The following is a 16,596-nucleotide window of genomic DNA, read 5'->3' on the forward strand; positions in this document are numbered from 1 at the left end:
CCCTCTTCGTACGCGCGGTGCCTGCGCTCTGTCCCCGGTAGGAGGCAGGATGGTTGCATGCACTCCCCCGACCCGAACGACCCGAACGCCCGCGAGGACCGCGGAGCGCGCAGTCGTGGACCGGAGCCGGGGAACGGCACGGCTCGGGGCGGACGGCCAGGTGGTGACATGGGGGACAACAACGCACGCCGCAACGGCCCGCCCAGCGGCGGTCAGACGGCTGGCGGGCAGGCGGGTGGTTCTGAGCAGGCGGCTCGTGGTGGGCGGCGCGGGCCTGGCGATCCTTCGGCCGACGGACCGCGGAGCGGGGATCGCGACGGGCGGTCGGCGACTGGACCGGCGGGGAGCGGGAAGTTGGGCGGGGATCGGTTCGGGGAGGCTCGGGAGCGGGTCGGGAGTGCGGGGAAGAAGGTCGGTAGCGCCGGCAAGAAGGTCGGGCACGCCTCGAAGGTCGGTGCCGAAGGGGTTGCGTCGGCTTCGCGGAAGGCGGCGGTGGTCGGTGGGAGGTTCGGGCGGGCGACCGGCCGGCGGATCCGCGGGCTCACCGGCGCGCAGGGCGCCCGCGAGTCGGGTCTGTCGCGGCTGATCGAGCTCGGCGCGGTGAACGCCGCCGGCGACACCGCGTTCGCCGTCTCGCTGGCCGGCACGGTCTTCTTCACCGTTCCGAGCGGCCAGGCGCGGGACCGGGTCGCGCTGTTCCTGCTGCTGACGATGGCGCCGTTCGCGTTGATGGCGCCGCTGATCGGCCCGGTCCTCGACCGCTTCCGGCACGGCCGCCGCTGGGCGATCGGCGCGACGCTGGGCGCCCGCGCGTTCCTCGTCTGGGCGCTGGCGTCGTCCGTCACCACCCACAATTCCGTCTGGCTCTATCCGGCGGCGCTCGGCTGCCTCGTGGCCTCCAAGGCGTACGGCGTCACCCGCGCGTCCGCCGTACCACGACTGCTCCCCCGACAGATCACGCTCGTCACCGCCAACTCGCGGATCTCGCTCGCGGGCGTCGCCGGCGCGACGATCGGCGCCGGCATCGCGGGTGCGTTCGCCGCGATCGGCCCGCAGTGGTCGCTGCGCTGGGCCGCGGTCGTGTACATCGTCGGCCTGGTCCTCGCGATCCGGCTGCCGAGCGCGGTCGACTCCCCCGCCGACGAAGAAGTCACCGGTACGGCGGGACGCGACGCGCGCCGCCGGGCGATCACGGCCGCCGTCTCGCGCGGCATCCGTTGCAACCTCGGGCTGCGGTTCGTGTCCGGCTTCCTCACCATGTACCTGGCGTTCCTGCTGCGGGATCAGCCGGTCAGCGGCGTGAAGGGCGCGGTCGCGGCCGGTGCGGTGGTCGCCGCGGCCGGCATCGGCAACAGCCTCGGCACCCTGCTCGGATCGTTGCTCAAGGCACGTAAACCGGAAGGGGTCGTGCTGGTCGTACTACTCGCCGACGCCGCGGTCGCGGTCGCCGTCGCGGTGCTGTACGGGCTGCCGATACTTGTCGCGCTCGGTCTGGTGGCCGGGTTGTGCAGTTCGCTCGGGAAGCTGTCGCTGGACGCGATGATCCAGCGCGACGTTCCGGAGTCTGTCCGTACGTCGGTGTTCGCCCGTTCGGAGACGGTGCTGCAGCTCGCGTGGGTGCTCGGCGGCGGCTGCGGGATCGTACTGCCGCTGATCCCGCGCCTGGGCTTCGGCTTCCTCGCCGCTGTGTTGCTGATCGTGGTCTTTCTGGTACTGCGGATGCGTCCGGCTCCACGTCCTACCGACGGACCGCTCCGTCCCGGCGGGCTGGGTGGGCCGCGCGCCGGCGGACAGCACCCACGCCCGCACCACGCCGACGAGCCGGACCACGCGCCGTCGTACGACCCGCACTCGGAGAGCACCACGCGGACGATCCTCAGCGTCGCCGAACAACGCGCCAACCGGGCGAGCCGCTCCCACACCCAGGACGAGCCGACCGTCGAGTGGCGCTCCGCGGAACCTCCCCAGCAACCTGCCGGTCGCTGGTGGAGCGGTCAAACCGAGGACGACGAGAACACCACCGAAGAACCGGCCCCCTGGTCCGAAGAGCCAACGGAAGAACGCAACCCGTCCCCCTTCAAACGCCGCCCCAACAACCCCCGCCGCCCACCCCGCTGAACCGAACCGCACCACGCGCTGCGCGCGCGGCACGCGGGAGGGCGGCACGCGGCACGCGGGAGGGCGGCGCATGGGGCGCGGGGCAGCAGGAAGCGGCGGGCGGTGGGTGCTCCACCGACCGCCGCTTGGTTGGATCAGGCTGCGGGGACTAAGTCCGCCTCCTCTGGGGTTGGCTCGGTGGCGGTTGGCTGCGGGGTGGTCGGCTTGGTGCCGCGGAGGGTGAGGGTGGTGGCTACCGCGGTGGTGAGTAGGAGGATTGCGCCTACCAGGGCTACTGCGTTCATGCTGTTGGTGAAGGCGTGGCGGGCGGTGGTGAGGATGGCGTCGGCAGCTTGGGCGGGCAGGTGGGCGGCCGCCGCGGTGGCTGCGGGGAGGCCTTCGCGGACGGGGGTCGCAGCGTCGGCCGGGAGGTCGGAGCGGTAGACGGCGGTGCCGATCGAGCCCAGTACGGCGATTCCGAGGGCCCCGCCGAATTCGGAGCAGGTCTCCATCACCGCGGACGCGGACCCGGCCCGCTCCGGTGCCACCGAGCCGACGACCGCCTCGGTCACCAGCGTCATCACCATCACGAGACCGGCGGCGAGCAGCCCGGCTCCGGCCAGCGGTACGGCCAGCGACGAGTCGACCCGCACCTGGGTGAGTACGCCGTACCCGGAAGCCGCCAGTACGAACGCCCCACCGATCACGTAAGCGCGATCGAACTTCCCCGCCAGCGCGGTTGCCAGCGGCGCGGCCCCACCGACGAGCACCGACGGAGCGAGCGACCAGAGCGCAGCCTTGAGCGGCGACAGCCCGTGGACCAACTGCAGGTACTGGGTGAGGAACACCGCGTTGCCGACCAGCGCCAACGTACCGATCGTGTTCGCCGCCAGCGACCCGCTGAAGGCGCGGTTCCGGAACATCGACAGGTCCACCATCGGGTGCTCCGCGGTCCGCTGCCGTTGTACGAACAGCACCCCGAACACCAGCCCGGCCACCATCGCGACGACGGGCAGCACCGACACCCCATGAGCAGCCATCTCCTTCACGCCCCAGATGGCGGGAAGCACAGCGGCCAGCGACAGCACCGAACCCAGCAGATCGAACCGCCCGCGCACCGGCGCCTTGAACTCCGGCAGCAGTGCCGGCGCGAGTACGACCAGCAACACCATCGCCGGGGTGTTGATCAGGAACACCGAACCCCACCAGAAGTGCTCCAGCAGGAACCCGCCGAGCACCGGCCCGAGGGTGATCCCGCCCATCATGACCGCGCTCCAGAACGCGATCGCCTTCGACCGCTGCTTCGGGTCGTGGAACATGTTCCGGATCAGCGCCAGCGTCGACGGCATCAGGGTCGCGCCGCCGATCCCGAGCACGGCCCGGGCGGCGATCAGCTGCTCCGGGTTCTGCGCGTACGCCGCGGCGACGGACGCGAGCCCGAACCCGATCGCGCCGAACAGCAGCAGCCGGCGGCGGCCGATCCGGTCACCGAGCGAACCCATCGTGATCAGCAGACCGGCGAGGACGAACCCGTAGATGTCGAAGATCCACAGCTGCTGGGTCGCGCTCACGCCGAGGTCCGCGCTGATGAACGGGACCGCGAAGTACAGCACCGACACGTCCATCGAGACCAGCAGCAGCGGCAGCGCGAGCACGCCGAGCGCGATCCACTCCTTGCGTCCCGCCCGTTCGTTCGTACCCATGACGACCCCTCCGGTTTATCTGTCTACGACGCACACTGTGTGCGCCATACACAGACCATACACATGACTGTCTATGCTGTAAACAGATAGAGTGATCTCCATGGAAGAGCTACCGAGGGTCCTGCAGCAGCTCTGGGGTTTCGAAGGGCGGAGCCGACCGGGGCCGAAGCCGGCGTTCCACATCAGCGACATCGCCCGGGCCGCGATCAAACTCGCGGACGCGGGTGGGCTGGCGGCCGTCTCGATGAGCAAGGTGGCCGCCGAGCTCGGCTTCACCACGATGTCGCTCTACCGGTACGTCGACGCCAAGGACGACCTGTACGTCGTGATGCTCGAACACGCCTTCGCCGAACCGCCGGTGCTCGACCCGGAGCAGGGCTGGCGCGAGCAGGTCACAGCCTGGGCGACGGCGTTCCGCGACGGGCTCCGCGCGCACCCGTGGATCCTGCAGATCCCGGTCGTCGACCCGCCGCTGTCACCGAACCAGCTGGCGTGGATGGAGGCCGGGCTGGCGGTCTTCGACGGCACGCCACTGAGCCCGCAGGACAAGCTGTCCGCGATGCTGCTGGTGAACATCTACATCCGGGGTACGGCGCAACTCACCGCGAACATGCGGACGGAACCGGACGAGGCCCGCGAGGGCGACCGGCTGTACACCGAGCGCCTGACGATGCTCGCGACCCCGGACCGTTTCCCCGGCATCGCGGCGACCCTCGAGCACCCCGAGGACGAGACCTACGCCGGCGACTTCGACGCCGCCGAGTTCGGCTTCGGCCTGGACACCGTCCTGGACGGCATCCAGTCCCGGATCGACCGACTGGGAACCTGACCTCAGACGTCGAGTTTGTCGGCGACGCCGCGGAGGACGGTGGCGACCTGGCGGGCGGACTTGTTGTCGGGCTGGCGGCCGCGGCGGTAGTTCTCGCCGAGCCGGTCGAGGAGTTTGATCAGGTCCTCGATCACGACCTGCATCTCCTCGGGCTTCGGCCGCATCGCCTTCGCCACCGAGGGCGGCGGGTCGATCAGCCGGACCTGCAGGGCCTGTTCGCCCTTGCGGCCCTCGACGACGCCGAACTCGACCTTCTGGCCCGGCTTCAGGTTGGTCACGCCCGACGGCAGGGCCTCGGCGCGGACGTAGACGTCCCCGCCCTCCTCCTTGCTGAGGAATCCGAACCCCTTGTCGGAGTCATACCACTTCACCTTGCCAACGGGCACGGGAAACCTCTTCAGTCGTCAATCGTGCGGAATCGAAAACCAAGCGTACGTGAACCGGCGCAACCGCGCCTCCGGGAAACTACCTGATCCGGCAGGATCACCGCACCCCTCAAAGATTCCGATACTTTTCGGGTTCCGGTAGCCGTTCGTTCATCGAGCCGGAGCGGAAACCGCGCGGATCGACCTGGGCGGTCGCGAACCCTTCCGCGACGACCGCCGCGACCAGTTCCCGCTGGTCGACGCGATCGAGCAGCGCGGCGTCGATCTCGATCGAGGCGCTGTCGCCCAGGTCGCGGACGCGGACGTTCTCGACGTCGTACGACGCCAGCTTCGCGCGCACCGCCTGCTCGGCGCGGTCGACCCGGGCGAGCAGGTTCGGGGTGATCCGGATGCCGTACGCGATCCGGCTCGACAGGCACGCCGCGGCAGGCTTGTCCGACGTCTCCAGCCCCCAACTGCGCGAGGCCGTACGGATCTGCGCCTTGGTCAACCGGGCGTCCTTCAGCGGCGTCAGCGCACCGCGCTCGTGGGCCGCCCGGATGCCGGGGCGGAAGCCGGCAATCGCGTCGTCGGCGTTGGTCCCGGTGGCGATCGCGGTGATGCCGAACTCGTCGGCGATCGGCTGCAGCGTCTCGATCAGCTCGGCCTTGCAGAAGTAGCACCGGGCGCCCGAGTTGGCCTGGTACCCCTCGCGCTCCATCTCGTGCGTGTGCGGGGTGACGTGCCGTACGCCGAGACTATCCGCGAACCGCGCCGCCGGCTCCAGCTCGGCCGCCGGCAGCGACGGCGAGACCGCGGTCGCCGCGATCACGTTCGCCGGTCCGATCGCCCGCGCCGCCGCCGCGAGCAGGAACGCCGAGTCGGCGCCGCCGCTGAACGCGACGACCATCTTGTCGTACGACGACAGCCGCCGCATGAGCGCCTCGAGCCGCTGTTCGAGCACGTACTCCTCGAGCCAGGTCGGGAACTCGGTCAGGTCGTTCAGTACGACGTCGGCGCCGTACGCCCGCAACTCGTCCGCGGTGAACGGACCGGTGGCGACCGATACCGCGATCGCGCCCGCGGCGTGCGCGCCGTCGATGTCCGCGGTGTGGTCGCCGACGTAGACCGTCGCGTGGTGCTCGCGCAGCGCCGTACCCTTCTCGGCTCCGTGCAGGTCACCGACGGGTTCGTCGACGTCCAGGCCGAGGTGCTCGAGGTGCAGCCGGACCGACGGCGTGTACTTCGCGGACACGACCATGGTCCGCCCGCGCAGCGCCCGGATCGCGGCCAGCGACTCGGCCACGCCCGGCAGCGGCAGACTGCCGGAGATCGCGTGCTCCGGATAGTGCTCACGGTACCGCGCGACCATCGCGTCGACCTGCTCGGGCGGGAACCAGTTCGCCATCTCCCAGGTCAGCGGCGGCCCGAGCCGGCTGACGACCAGCTCGGAGTCGATCGGTACGCCGGTCTCCGCGGCCAGCAGGTCCCACACTGCCTGGATCCCCGGCCGGGAGTCGATCAGCGTCATGTCCAGGTCGAACCCGACCACCAGCTCCGGCACGTCGGCGGTATCGGGGGCGGGTTCAAGAGCGGCGGTTGACACGTCCCCAACCCTACGTGACCCGCGCGGCGGCCGGTCTCGCATCCCGAAACAACTCCAAAGTCTACTAATTCAGTCGGATTATAGGAGTTAACCGACCGTGAAGGAGCAGTCATGACAGCGCAACTGCAAGCACCGGAGATCACCGTCAGCAAGGCCGGCGGCGCGATCGGGGCGGTGATCGGCAACGTCCGGCTGGGCGGCGAGCTGGCGCCGGAGACCGTCGCCGCGATCCGCCAGGCCCTGCTCGACCACAAGGTGATCTTCTTCCGCGAACAGCACCACCTGGACGACGCGGGGCAGCTCGCGTTCGCGAAGTTGCTCGGTACGCCGACGCTCGCGCACCCGACCTCGAAGAGCCTCGACGGCGCGGCGAACGTACTGCCGATCGACTCCGACTACAGCAAGGCGAACAGCTGGCACACCGACGTCACGTTCGTCGACCGGATCCCCGCGATCAGCCTGCTCCGGGCGGTGACGATCCCGGCGTACGGGGGCGACACCACCTGGGCGAACACCGTGACGGCGTACGCGAACCTCCCGCAGGCACTGCAGGCGCTGGTGGATCGGCTGTGGGCGGTGCACAGCAACAAGTACGACTACGCCGGCCACGCGGACGAGGGCCGGATCGGCGGAGTCGATGTGAAGGCCGAGGAGCACCGCAAGCAGTTCGTGTCGAAGGTGTTCGAGACCGAGCATCCGGTGGTGCGCATACACCCCGAGACCGGCGAACGCGCGCTCGTGCTCGGTCATTTCGTCCGGCGCTTCGTCGGCCTGAGCTCCGCGGAGACGACCGCGCTGTTCAACCTGCTGCAGAACCGGGTGACCAACCTGGACAACACGGTCCGCTGGCGCTGGCAGCCGGGTGACCTGGCGATCTGGGACAACCGCGCGACCCAGCACTACGGCGTCGCCGACTACGACGAGCTGCCGCGGCGGCTGCACCGGATCACGCTCGCCGGGGACGTACCGGTGAGCGTCGACGGCGTCCGCAGTACGCCCCGGACCGGGGACGCGTCGCACTACTCTTCACTTGACAACTGACGACACGATGTCCGAGCTCTTGACATTCGGAGGCATTTTGTAAACCCTCATCGGCATGGACTCGTTTGCCGACCGGACCAAACGCCGCCTTCGTGACGAGTTGCTGGACGCTGCACAGGACGCCATCGAAACAGGTGGGTACGACGGGCTTCGGATGGCCGAGGTCGCTCGTCGGACCGGGGTGTCCCGGCAGACCGTCTACAACGAGTTCGGGGACAAGTGGGGCGTACTGGAAGCCGTCGCGGGACGCGAGACCGAACGGTTCCTGCTGGATGTGAACGCAGCGCTCGCCGAGCAGTCCGACCCCATCGACGGCCTCCGGGCCGCGGTGGAGCGGGCGCTCACACTGGCCGGGGAGAACCCGCTGGTGAAGGCCGCGCTGAGCCGGCCGGGATCCGACCAGGCCAGTCAACTGCTGACGACACGGGGGCAGCAAGTACTGGAACTGGCACACCTCCGGCTGGATGCCCATGTCAGGGAGCACTGGCCGGAGGTTCCCGCAGAGGACGCGACCAGCTGTGTCGACGTCGCGTTGCGCGTCGTCATCAGCCACATCGTCACCCCGGGCCCTCCCCCCGCGGTGGTGGCGGCGCAGCTGGCTCGCGTCCTCTCTCCGTTCTTGGCCGAGTCTCGGAGGGTGCACGTATGAACGACCAGTACCGGCAGGGCTTCAGCTCACTGAAAGCAGGCGGCTTCAACTGGGACGCGCTGCCGTTGCGGCTGTTCGACAAGGGCAACCGCAAGTTCTGGAACCCGCGCGACATCGACTTCAGCCAGGACGCCAAGGACTGGCAGGAGCTGAGCGACAACGACAAGGACAACGCGTTGATGCTCTGCTCGCAGTTCATCGCGGGCGAGGAAGCGGTGACCGAGGACCTGCAGCCGTTCCTGCAGGCGATGGCGGCCGAGGGACGCTTCGGCGACGAGATGTACCTGACCCAGTTCTGTTTCGAGGAGGCCAAGCACACCGCGGTCTTCCGGCTCTGGCTGGACGCGGTCGGTGTCACCGAGGACCTGCACCGCTACGTCGAGAACAACCCCGGCTACCGGGCGATCTTCTACGAGGCGTTGCCGGTCGCGCTGAAGTCGCTGGCCGACGACCCGTCGCCGTCGAACCAGGTCCGCGCCTCGGTCACGTACAACCACGTCGTCGAAGGAACGCTGGCGCTCACCGGATACCACGCGTGGAACCTGCTCTGCACCTCGCGCGGCGTACTGCCCGGCATGCAGGAGCTGATCCGCCGGATCGGTGACGACGAACGCCGGCACATGGCGTGGGGTACGTTCACCTGCCGCCGGCACGTCGCCGCCGACGAGTCGAACTGGAAGGTCGTCACCGACACGATGGAGGAACTCCTCCCGCACGCGCTGACGCAGATCCAGTGGGCGCTCGACAACTCGCCGGAGCTGCCGCCGGAGATCAACCCGACCGCGCTGATGACGTATGCCGGCGACCGCGCGACCCGACGGCTCGGCGCGATCGAGTCGGCGGTCGGCGCGGACGTGGCCGGTATCGACCTCGACTACTCGCCGGAGAAGCTCGAGGACGACTTCGGCGACGAGGACTCAGCCGCGCTGGCTGCGGTTCGCCAGTAGTACGACGAGAGCTGCGGTAGCCAGTACTGCAGGGAGCCAGGTGACGGTCGCCGTACCGAAGTGGTCGGCGACCTGGCCACCGGTGAAGGCGCCCAGTGCGATCGATCCGTTGAACACTCCGACCAGGAGCGCGGACGATGATTCGGGGGCACTGGGCGCCGCTTCACGGGTCCAGGCTTGCGTGCTGACCGTCGTACCACCGTAGGCGAGACCCCAGATCACCAGTACTACAAGGGCTCCCGCTGCGGTGGCGCCGATTGTGGGCATGGCCAATGCTGTGAGGGCGATCCCTGCGGCGATCGCGGTCAGGGCTCGGTGTGGGCGGAGAGCTCCGGTGAGAAAGTTGCCCACGACACCGGCCAGGCCGTACGCGAGCAGGAACGCGCCGATCAGCGATGGGGCGACGTGGGGTTCGAGGAGCGGGCGCACGTAGGTGTAGGCGGCGAAGTGGCCGGTGACGATCAGTGCTACGAGCACCAGTCCTTGGCGGACCGGCGTCAGTTTGAGGACTTCTCGTACGTCGTGCAGCTGGACGGAGCGCTCTGGCGGGAGACTTGGAAGGTAGATGCTTAAGGCAACTGCCAGTGCGAGTGCGATGAGACCGACGCCGACGAAGGCCCAACGCCAGCCGGCCAGTTCGCCCACGTAGGCGCCGGCCGGGATGCCCAGTACCGAGGCGACTCCGATGCCGGAGAAGATGAGGCTCGTTGCGGGACCCGCTGCGTGCTCCGGTACGACGCGACGCGCGAGGCTGACCGTGAACAGCCAGACGCCGCCGATCGAGATGCCCATGCTCACTCTCGCGACCATCAGCACGAGGAAGCTCGACGTGGTGGCGGCCGCGAATGCCGACGCAGCGAGCAGAACCATCAGTCCACCCAGCACTGCCCGGCGGTCCCGGCGGCCCAAGACCAACGGGAGCAGAGGTGCAGCAACCGCTGAGGTGACACCTGTCGCTGTCAGTGCCAGGCCTGCGGTGCCCTCTGTCACGTGCAGGGATTCGCTCATCGGCGTGAGCAGGCCGACGGGAAGCATCTCGGCAGTGACTACCGTGAACACGGTGCCGGCCATCGTCACAGTCCCGGCCCAGCCACGTACCTCGACGCACGTTGTTGTCATGTCACCAGTGAGCCGCCGCAAGCAGGTGCGGAACAACGGCGATCTGGTGATGCTTGTATTAGTAGGGCTAATCGATCGGAGGCCACCGGCATGGCGCTCGAAGTACGCGAACTGGAGTGCTTCCTCGTCCTCGCGGACGAGCTGCACTTCGGACGTACCGCGGAACGGCTCTACCTCTCACAAAGCAGGGTCAGCCAACTACTGCAGTCCCTGGAACGCCGCATCGGCGGGCGGCTGTTCGACCGCACGAGCCGCCGGGTGGCATTGACGCCGCTGGGCAAGGAGTTCCTGACCTCGTTGCGCCCTGCGTACGCGGCACTGGAGCGGGTCGTCGAGAACGCCCGCGAGTACGCCGCCGCGGCCAAGGGCACGCTCCGGATCGGCTTCCAGGGCGCGGCGAGCGACGAGATCCTCCGCGCGGTGTCAGCGTTCCAGTCGCGGAACCCGAACTGCCTGATCAGCGTCTGCGAACTCCCGCTGAACGATCCGTTCGGAGGCCTCCGGCGGCGGATGATCGACGCGGCCGTCGTACTGCTGCCGGTCGCCGAGGACGACCTGGTCGTCGGACCGGTTTTCTCCCGCCACCCGCAGACGCTCGCCGTGTCGAAGCGCCACCGCCTGGCGGAGCGGACCTCGATCGACGCGGAGCAACTGTCCGGCGAGACGCTGATCGCGTACTCCGGCCCGGCACCCGGGTACTGGCGCCAGGCCCAAGCACCCACGCAAACCCCGGACGGCGCCCTCATCCACCGCGGCCCCGAGGTCGCCACGCTCCAGGAAGGCCTGTCGCTGATCGCCGCCGACCGCGGCGCCATGCTCATCTGCCGCTCCACCGCCGCCACCAACCACCGCGAAGACATCACCACGATCCCGGTAACCGGCCTCCCCGACTCGGCCCTGGCCTTGATCTGGCGCCGCGACGAGCAAACCCCCGCCATCCAGACCTTCGCCGACCAGCTGCGGACCTAACGACAGGAGGTGTCCGGCGAAACGGTAGTGCACCTGAGCGTCGCCGGCTCGACGCGTACGGTGTCTCGGCGGTGCACTACCTGTCCGTCGGTCCGGTCAACCGAGACGCGAGTAGAGCTCGAGGTGCGCCGCGGCTGCGGCGGACCAGGTGTAGCTGTCGGCTACCTTGCGGCCGAGCTCGATGCGGGTGCGGTCCGGTGTGCGCAGGGCTTCGGCCAGGGCGGCGGGGCCGGTCGCGTACGTCGCAGCGTCGCCGAAGATCTCGTGGAACACCGGGAGATCCGAAACCACCAGCGGGACGCCGGCTGCCAGCGCTTCCAAGGGTGCGAGACCGAAACCTTCTTTGGCGGAAGGGAAAGCAAACACCTCGGCCCCCGCAACCAGACTCGGCAACTCCGCGTCGGCAACCGTCCCGAGCACAACCGGCTCAACACCAAGCTGCCCCGCACGCTCGTCCCACGCCGCTCGGTAGTCCCGGTAGTCGAACAACGTTTCCCCACCTGCGACGACCAACGCGAGCGCCCCGTCACGCGAGCGGAGGTGGGCGTAGGCATCCAGGAGGTCCAGGGAGCCTTTGCGGGGTTCGATTCCACCGACGGTGAGGAGGTAGCGGCCCAGTTGCCGGCGCCACCGATCGCGGCGGGCAGTCGCCGCCGGGTCGCCGGACGCGGCGGCGGTGAAGCGGGCGGCGTCGACGCCGTTCGGGATGACTGTTGCCTTGAGCCCCCAACCGGCGAGCAGTTCGCCGGCGACCGCGGTGGACACGCAGACCTGCGCGTACGGTTCGACGATCGCGCGCTCGTGGCAAGCGGCCAGCTCGGGCGTGGTGAAGTGGTCCAGGTGATGCACAGTACGGATGCAGCGGCCGGCCGCGTTCGCGCTGATGCAGTCCTGCGCGTGCACGATGTCGTACCGCGATCCGTCGAACGCGTCCCGCAGTACGGCGATGGACCGCAGGATGCGCGCGCCGACGCCTTCACCAGGCTGGTCCGGGAACGGCACCAGCGACACCCGTACCCGCGGGTCGACCGCTCGGAAGAACCCCTCGTCACCACCACGCGCAAGCGACCAAACGATCACCTCCGCACCCGCAGCCGCGAGCGCCTCGGCCAGGTAGAGCGTGTGCACGACGCCGCCCCGCGGTTTGGTCGAGTAGCTGAGCAGCGCGATCCGCATCAGTAGACCTCCGGGCGGCGCTCGGCGAGGTGGTGCAGCACCCGCCGCGCGGTCTCGATCTCAGCGCGGACGTCGACCTCCGCGATCGCGATCCCGGCCTTCGACCAGGTGCGGGCGACGATGTCGCCGCCGGGACCGACGACCTTCGACTGGCCGAGGAAGCGGAGGCCGCCGATCGAGCCGGTCAGGTTGGACGACACCAGGACGACCTGGTTCTCGGCGGCCCGGGACCGGTCGTACAGGTCGAAGAGCCGGGACTGGCGGTCCTCGTTCATCCGCGCCGCCCGGTTGGTGATGCTGGTCGGCCACGCGCACAGGCAGGCAATCAGCTCGGCGCCGTCGACCGCCAATGCCCGGGCCGCTTCCGGGAACGTCTTGTCGTAGTCGATCATCATGCCGATCCGGCCGACCGGGGTGTCGAAGCCCGCGAACTCGTTGCCTGCGGCATAGATCGCGCGCTCGCCTGGCGGCTGGTGCACCTTCCGGTGCCGGCCGAGTACGCCGTCACCGGTGACGCACAGCGCCGTGTTGTACCGATCCGTCCCGTCGGTCTCGCAGAACCCGAAGCAGACCACCATCTCGCCCGCCATCGCGATCACCTTCGCGATCAGTGGATCGTCGAGCGTGAGCGCCGGTGGCAGGTTGCCGGGCGACGGGTTGCTCAGGTCGTCGAGGTACCCGCCGAGCGCGGCGTCGGGCAGTACGAGCAGCTGGACCTCCTCGCGGCGGCCGTGCCGGATCAGCGCCTCGACCCGGGACAGGTCGAACTCGAGGTCCCGGGTGAAGCCCGCGGCCACCGCACCGATCTTCAGGCCCATGCCGGTTCGTACGCCTCCGGCCGCCGGTCGCGCAGATGCCCCATCGAGCGCCGGGCCAGTTCCAGGGACTGCTCGACGTCCAGTTCGGCGATCGCCATCCCCTCGGTGACGCCGGTGTCCGCGAGGATCTCGCCACCCGGGTCGACGATCTTGGCGCTCGCCACGAACCGCAGCGAACCGAACGTGCCGGACTGGTTCGCGGACAGCCAGACCACCTGGTTCTCCAGCGCCCGGGCCCGGTCGAACAGATCGAACCGCCGCTTCCACCGGTCGTTGGCCAGATCCGGGTCCGGGTTGGTCCGCGCGCCGGGCCAGGCGGACATGCAGACGATGATCTGCGCGCCGTCCAGGGCGAGCGCGCGGGCCGCCTCCGGGAACGCCTTGTCGTAACAGATCATCAGTCCGAGCCGGCCGACCGGTGTGTCGAACGCCTCGAACCGGTCGCCGGCCGCGTAGTGCTCGTCCTCCCGCAGCGGCTGGTGCACCTTCCGGTGATGTCCGAGGATGCCGTCCCCGCTGACACAGACCGCGCTGTTGTAGATCAGTCCGCCGGCCGCTTCGGCGTACCCGGCGGTTACGACGAGGTCGCCGGCCAGTTGTGCGAGCCGCCGGATCTCGGGGCTGTCCGGGGTGAAGGCAGGCGGCGGTTCGGCCGTACCGTCGAGACTGAGCAGGTAGCCGCCGAGCGTGCCTTCGGGCAGCGCGAGCAGCCGTACGCCGGCCTCGCGGGCCTGCCCGATCAGCCGCTCCACCTGGGCGAAGTCCGCCTCCAGGTCGCGGTCGAAGTTCGCGGCCACGGCCGCCATTCTGAGCGTCATGCTGCTCCCATCCCGGTCACGCCGGCGGTCAATGCGGTGGTGACGTCGCCGTCGGGCCAGCGCAGTACGACTCCGTGCCCGGTGGTCAGCTCGCCGCACAGGGCGCCGACCGCTGGTCCGGCGCCGAGTTCCCGAGGTCCGGTCGTCAGCATCCCGAACCCGGGGAAACAGGTCAGCCAGTCCCCCATCGACGCCGTCTCCGGCTTCGGTACGGCGGCCACATCCAGCACGGCCGCACAACCCGAGGCCTCAGCGAGCATCCCGAGGGTGCCGACGACTCCAGCCATCGATACGTCCTTCGCCGCCGACGGTTGCGCGCGGCCGACCGCGGCGGTCATCCGGCGGAGCTCCGCCGGACGGCGGTGACTCGTCGAGTCCCATTGGCGACCTGCATACCCGGGTCGCCAGCCGCCGCCGAGGTCGGCAGTCAAACGGAGCTGCTCGCCCGGTCGTCCACCACCACCGGCCACCGGACGCGCGGTCCGGCCGAGTGCGGTGACGCTCAACGCCGCCGGTACGCCGAGCTGGGTGTGGCCGCCGAGGATCGGTACGCCGTACGCCGCCGACGCCTTCTTCAGCCCGCGGAGCACACGTTCCGCGCTCATGGCATCGCGCGCGCCGAGCGCATCCAGCAGACCGACCGGTACGGCGCCCATCGCGGCGAGATCGTTGACGTTCACCAGGACCGAGCACCAGCCGGCCCATTCCGGGTCCCGCTCCACCATCGCGGGCAGGATCGCGTCGCAGGCCGCCACCAGATCGCTGCCCGGTACGGGTGCACCGTCGTCGCCGACGTATCCGGCCGGCCCGATCCCTTGCAGCAAAGGGCCCAGCTCACTCTTGGTCGCCGCCGCCAGCCGGGCGATCCGGTCGATCGGCCATCGCATCAACACATGCGGTGCGTTCGCCACGGTCGTCGGCCTGACGGTGTCCCAGCCGAGTCGCTGGAAGAAGCGCTGCGTCCCGAGCTGCACGGTCGCGTCGAACCGCAGCGCCCCGGCAGCCTCAGCCCGGGCACAAGCCGCCCGGACCAGAGCGGCACCCACTCCAGCCACCCTGCTTCCCGAGGTGACCAGACGGCCGCCTTGCCACCAGCCGATGTCGGCGCCGGCAGTCGCCGGGCCGAGCCGGACGCCGCCTGTCACCGTCCCGGTACGGTCACGCGCGACCAGCACGACGGTCCGTGGGTCCTCGTCACGGTCGTCCAGGTCCGTACGCTCGAACAGTCCCTGGCGCTCCACGAAAGCCTCGTGCCGCAGGTGGTAGTAGACGCGGCGACCCGCGGCATCCGCCTCCTCGATCAGGAAAGGCGGCGGCGGATCTCCGAGGAGCGCGCAGACATCCCCCGCGTGCATCACACCCGCCGTCTGCACCACGGTCGTACTCATGAGCCGGCCGCCGACAGAAGGCTGCAGGCGCCGCAGGCCGCGCAGCCGGCGCCTTGGTCTGCGCCGCGCATGTCGGCCGCCGCGAGGAGCGCGGCGACCCGGGACGTCACGTCCCGGACCACGGCCGGATCGGGCGCCGTCACCCCGTCCGCGCGCGCCAACGTCCCGAGCATCGGCCGCAGCGGTACGACGAACGGGTACACGCCGCGCTCGATCAACCGCCCGGCCCCGGCGACCAGCTCGTCCGGGTCCTCGCCCATGCCGATCAGCAGGTACGTCGACACCCGGTTCCGCCCGAACACCCGCACGGCCTCGTCCCACGCCGCCTCGTACTCGCGCAGCGGCACGGTCGACTTCCCGGGCATCCACCTCCGCCGCACGGTGTCGTCGAGCGACTCGATGTGGATGCCGATCGAGGTCGCCCCGGCGTGGCGTAGCTCGGTCAGTACGGACAGGTCCCCCGGCGGCTCGATCTGCACCTGGATCGGCAGTCCCGGTACGGCGGCCAGCACCGCCTTCACCGACCGGACGAGGTTCTTCGCGCCACGGTCCCGGCCGGTCGTCGTACCGGTCGTCATCACCATCTGCGTGACCCCGTCGAGCCGGACCGCGGCCTCGGCGACTTCGGCCAGCTGGGCGGGCGTCTTCGCCGCGATCGTCGCCCCGGCGCGCAGCGACTCCTCGATCGAGCAGAACCGGCAGCGGGTCGATTCGTCGTACCGGATGCAGGTCTGGACCACCGTCGTCGCGAGCACGTCCTTGCCGTGCAGCAAGGCGATCTGGCGGTACGGGATCCCGTCGGCCGTGGTCAGGTCGTAGAACCGCGGCCGGTGTACCGGCTCGACCGACAGGCCGAGCCCGAGCCCGTTCCGGTAGACCGTACCGTCCTTCACCTGGTAGGGGCTCTCGGCAACGATCGGAAGGGTCGCGTTGGCGCCGTCGATGACCAGGTGCCCGTCGTCGCTCGGCCCCGCGCCCTTGCTGCGCCGTACGGGTGCGTCCACCTGAACGCCGTACACGGCCATCTCGGACCGGACCGCCAGAGCCTCTTCGGCGCCTACGCTCATGATG

At 69.9% G+C, this 16,596-nt stretch carries 15 protein-coding genes; 6 read left to right on the top strand and 9 right to left on the bottom strand.

The window, feature by feature from the left end; all coding sequences use genetic code 11:
- The first annotated feature begins 57 nt into the window (after positions 1-57).
- On the top strand, positions 58-2,118 hold the full coding sequence (locus ACFYRU_RS04545) for an MFS transporter (protein ID WP_387652895.1): 2,061 nt from the start codon (positions 58-60) through the stop codon (positions 2,116-2,118).
- Between the two features lie 134 nt (positions 2,119-2,252).
- Here ACFYRU_RS04545 and ACFYRU_RS04550 read toward each other — a convergent pair whose 3' ends face one another.
- Positions 2,253-3,800, bottom strand: a complete 1,548-nt coding sequence (locus ACFYRU_RS04550) for an MFS transporter (RefSeq protein ID WP_387652897.1) — start codon at positions 3,798-3,800, stop codon at positions 2,253-2,255.
- 100 nt (positions 3,801-3,900) lie between these two features.
- Here ACFYRU_RS04550 and ACFYRU_RS04555 point away from each other — a divergent pair, with 100 nt between their 5' ends.
- A complete protein-coding gene (locus ACFYRU_RS04555) occupies positions 3,901-4,629 on the top strand; it encodes a TetR/AcrR family transcriptional regulator (RefSeq protein WP_387652899.1) in 729 nt (242 codons plus the stop codon).
- Positions 4,630-4,631: 2 nt separating this feature from the next.
- Here the strand turns inward: ACFYRU_RS04555 and ACFYRU_RS04560 are convergent, their stop codons facing one another.
- Both ACFYRU_RS04560 and larE read right to left on the bottom strand, forming a co-directional pair.
- A complete protein-coding gene (locus tag ACFYRU_RS04560) occupies positions 4,632-5,015 on the bottom strand; it encodes a cold-shock protein (RefSeq protein ID WP_387652901.1) in 384 nt (127 codons plus the stop codon).
- A 109-nt stretch (positions 5,016-5,124) separates the two neighbouring features.
- Entirely contained in the window at positions 5,125-6,600 is a 1,476-nt protein-coding gene (gene larE / locus ACFYRU_RS04565; RefSeq protein WP_387652903.1) for an ATP-dependent sacrificial sulfur transferase LarE, read from the bottom strand.
- A gap of 111 nt (positions 6,601-6,711) precedes the next feature.
- On the opposite strand from larE, the gene ACFYRU_RS04570 reads away from it, so the two are divergent.
- Genes ACFYRU_RS04570 through ACFYRU_RS04580 form a run of 3 tightly spaced genes read left to right on the top strand, consistent with a single transcriptional unit; the run spans position 6,712 to position 9,237 of the window.
- Positions 6,712-7,641, top strand: coding sequence for a TauD/TfdA dioxygenase family protein (locus ACFYRU_RS04570; protein WP_387652905.1), 930 nt, complete (start codon positions 6,712-6,714; stop codon positions 7,639-7,641).
- A 55-nt stretch (positions 7,642-7,696) separates the two neighbouring features.
- Positions 7,697-8,290 (top strand): TetR family transcriptional regulator, encoded by a 594-nt coding sequence (locus tag ACFYRU_RS04575; protein WP_387652907.1) that lies wholly within the window; start codon positions 7,697-7,699, stop codon positions 8,288-8,290.
- Positions 8,287-9,237, top strand: coding sequence for a R2-like ligand-binding oxidase (locus tag ACFYRU_RS04580; RefSeq protein WP_387652909.1), 951 nt, complete (start codon positions 8,287-8,289; stop codon positions 9,235-9,237). Before ACFYRU_RS04575 ends, ACFYRU_RS04580 begins: the two co-directional genes overlap by 4 nt.
- Here the strand turns inward: ACFYRU_RS04580 and ACFYRU_RS04585 are convergent.
- Positions 9,208-10,356, bottom strand: coding sequence for an MFS transporter (locus ACFYRU_RS04585; protein WP_387652911.1), 1,149 nt, complete (start codon positions 10,354-10,356; stop codon positions 9,208-9,210). The two genes, ACFYRU_RS04580 and ACFYRU_RS04585, sit on opposite strands and share 30 nt — an antisense overlap.
- A 90-nt stretch (positions 10,357-10,446) precedes the next feature.
- On the opposite strand from ACFYRU_RS04585, the gene ACFYRU_RS04590 reads away from it, so the two are divergent.
- Positions 10,447-11,325: a LysR family transcriptional regulator gene (locus ACFYRU_RS04590; protein WP_387652913.1), complete on the top strand. Its 879-nt coding sequence runs from the start codon at positions 10,447-10,449 to the stop codon at positions 11,323-11,325.
- Between the two features lie 96 nt (positions 11,326-11,421).
- On the opposite strand, the gene ACFYRU_RS04595 is transcribed toward ACFYRU_RS04590, so the two are convergent.
- The 5 genes from ACFYRU_RS04595 to ACFYRU_RS04615 are packed head-to-tail and all read right to left on the bottom strand — an operon-like array spanning position 11,422 to position 16,592.
- The gene (locus ACFYRU_RS04595) at positions 11,422-12,501 is read right to left on the bottom strand and encodes an MSMEG_0565 family glycosyltransferase (RefSeq protein ID WP_387652915.1); all 1,080 of its coding nucleotides are present in this window, start codon (positions 12,499-12,501) and stop codon (positions 11,422-11,424) included.
- Positions 12,501-13,319 (bottom strand): carbon-nitrogen hydrolase family protein, encoded by an 819-nt coding sequence (locus ACFYRU_RS04600; RefSeq protein ID WP_387652917.1) that lies wholly within the window; start codon positions 13,317-13,319, stop codon positions 12,501-12,503. The genes ACFYRU_RS04595 and ACFYRU_RS04600 overlap by 1 nt, the downstream gene beginning before the upstream one ends.
- Positions 13,310-14,137: a carbon-nitrogen hydrolase family protein gene (locus ACFYRU_RS04605; protein WP_387652919.1), complete on the bottom strand. Its 828-nt coding sequence runs from the start codon at positions 14,135-14,137 to the stop codon at positions 13,310-13,312. Before ACFYRU_RS04605 ends, ACFYRU_RS04600 begins: the two co-directional genes overlap by 10 nt.
- Entirely contained in the window at positions 14,134-15,525 is a 1,392-nt protein-coding gene (locus tag ACFYRU_RS04610; RefSeq protein ID WP_387652921.1) for an MSMEG_0567/sll0787 family protein, read from the bottom strand. The genes ACFYRU_RS04605 and ACFYRU_RS04610 overlap by 4 nt, the downstream gene beginning before the upstream one ends.
- Positions 15,522-16,592, bottom strand: a complete 1,071-nt coding sequence (locus ACFYRU_RS04615) for an MSMEG_0568 family radical SAM protein (RefSeq protein WP_387652923.1) — start codon at positions 16,590-16,592, stop codon at positions 15,522-15,524. Before ACFYRU_RS04615 ends, ACFYRU_RS04610 begins: the two co-directional genes overlap by 4 nt.
- Positions 16,593-16,596 lie beyond the last annotated feature (4 nt).

The sequence above is a fragment of the Kribbella sp. NPDC004536 genome (assembly GCF_042873835.1).
Taxonomy (GTDB): Bacteria; Actinomycetota; Actinomycetes; order Propionibacteriales; family Kribbellaceae; genus Kribbella.

Excerpts from the sequence above, each read along its gene's own strand:
- ACFYRU_RS04545 (WP_387652895.1), top strand. The coding sequence starts at position 58 with ATGCACTCCCCCGACCCGAACGACCCGAACGCCCGCGAGGACCGCGGA.
- ACFYRU_RS04550 (WP_387652897.1), bottom strand. The coding sequence starts at position 3,800 with ATGGGTACGAACGAACGGGCGGGACGCAAGGAGTGGATCGCGCTCGGC.
- ACFYRU_RS04555 (WP_387652899.1), top strand. The coding sequence starts at position 3,901 with ATGGAAGAGCTACCGAGGGTCCTGCAGCAGCTCTGGGGTTTCGAAGGG.
- ACFYRU_RS04570 (WP_387652905.1), top strand. The coding sequence starts at position 6,712 with ATGACAGCGCAACTGCAAGCACCGGAGATCACCGTCAGCAAGGCCGGC.
- ACFYRU_RS04575 (WP_387652907.1), top strand. The coding sequence starts at position 7,697 with ATGGACTCGTTTGCCGACCGGACCAAACGCCGCCTTCGTGACGAGTTG.
- ACFYRU_RS04580 (WP_387652909.1), top strand. The coding sequence starts at position 8,287 with ATGAACGACCAGTACCGGCAGGGCTTCAGCTCACTGAAAGCAGGCGGC.
- ACFYRU_RS04585 (WP_387652911.1), bottom strand. The coding sequence starts at position 10,356 with ATGACAACAACGTGCGTCGAGGTACGTGGCTGGGCCGGGACTGTGACG.
- ACFYRU_RS04590 (WP_387652913.1), top strand. The coding sequence starts at position 10,447 with ATGGCGCTCGAAGTACGCGAACTGGAGTGCTTCCTCGTCCTCGCGGAC.
- ACFYRU_RS04595 (WP_387652915.1), bottom strand. The coding sequence starts at position 12,501 with ATGCGGATCGCGCTGCTCAGCTACTCGACCAAACCGCGGGGCGGCGTC.
- ACFYRU_RS04600 (WP_387652917.1), bottom strand. The coding sequence starts at position 13,319 with ATGGGCCTGAAGATCGGTGCGGTGGCCGCGGGCTTCACCCGGGACCTC.
- ACFYRU_RS04605 (WP_387652919.1), bottom strand. The coding sequence starts at position 14,137 with ATGACGCTCAGAATGGCGGCCGTGGCCGCGAACTTCGACCGCGACCTG.
- ACFYRU_RS04610 (WP_387652921.1), bottom strand. The coding sequence starts at position 15,525 with ATGAGTACGACCGTGGTGCAGACGGCGGGTGTGATGCACGCGGGGGAT.
- ACFYRU_RS04615 (WP_387652923.1), bottom strand. The coding sequence starts at position 16,592 with ATGAGCGTAGGCGCCGAAGAGGCTCTGGCGGTCCGGTCCGAGATGGCC.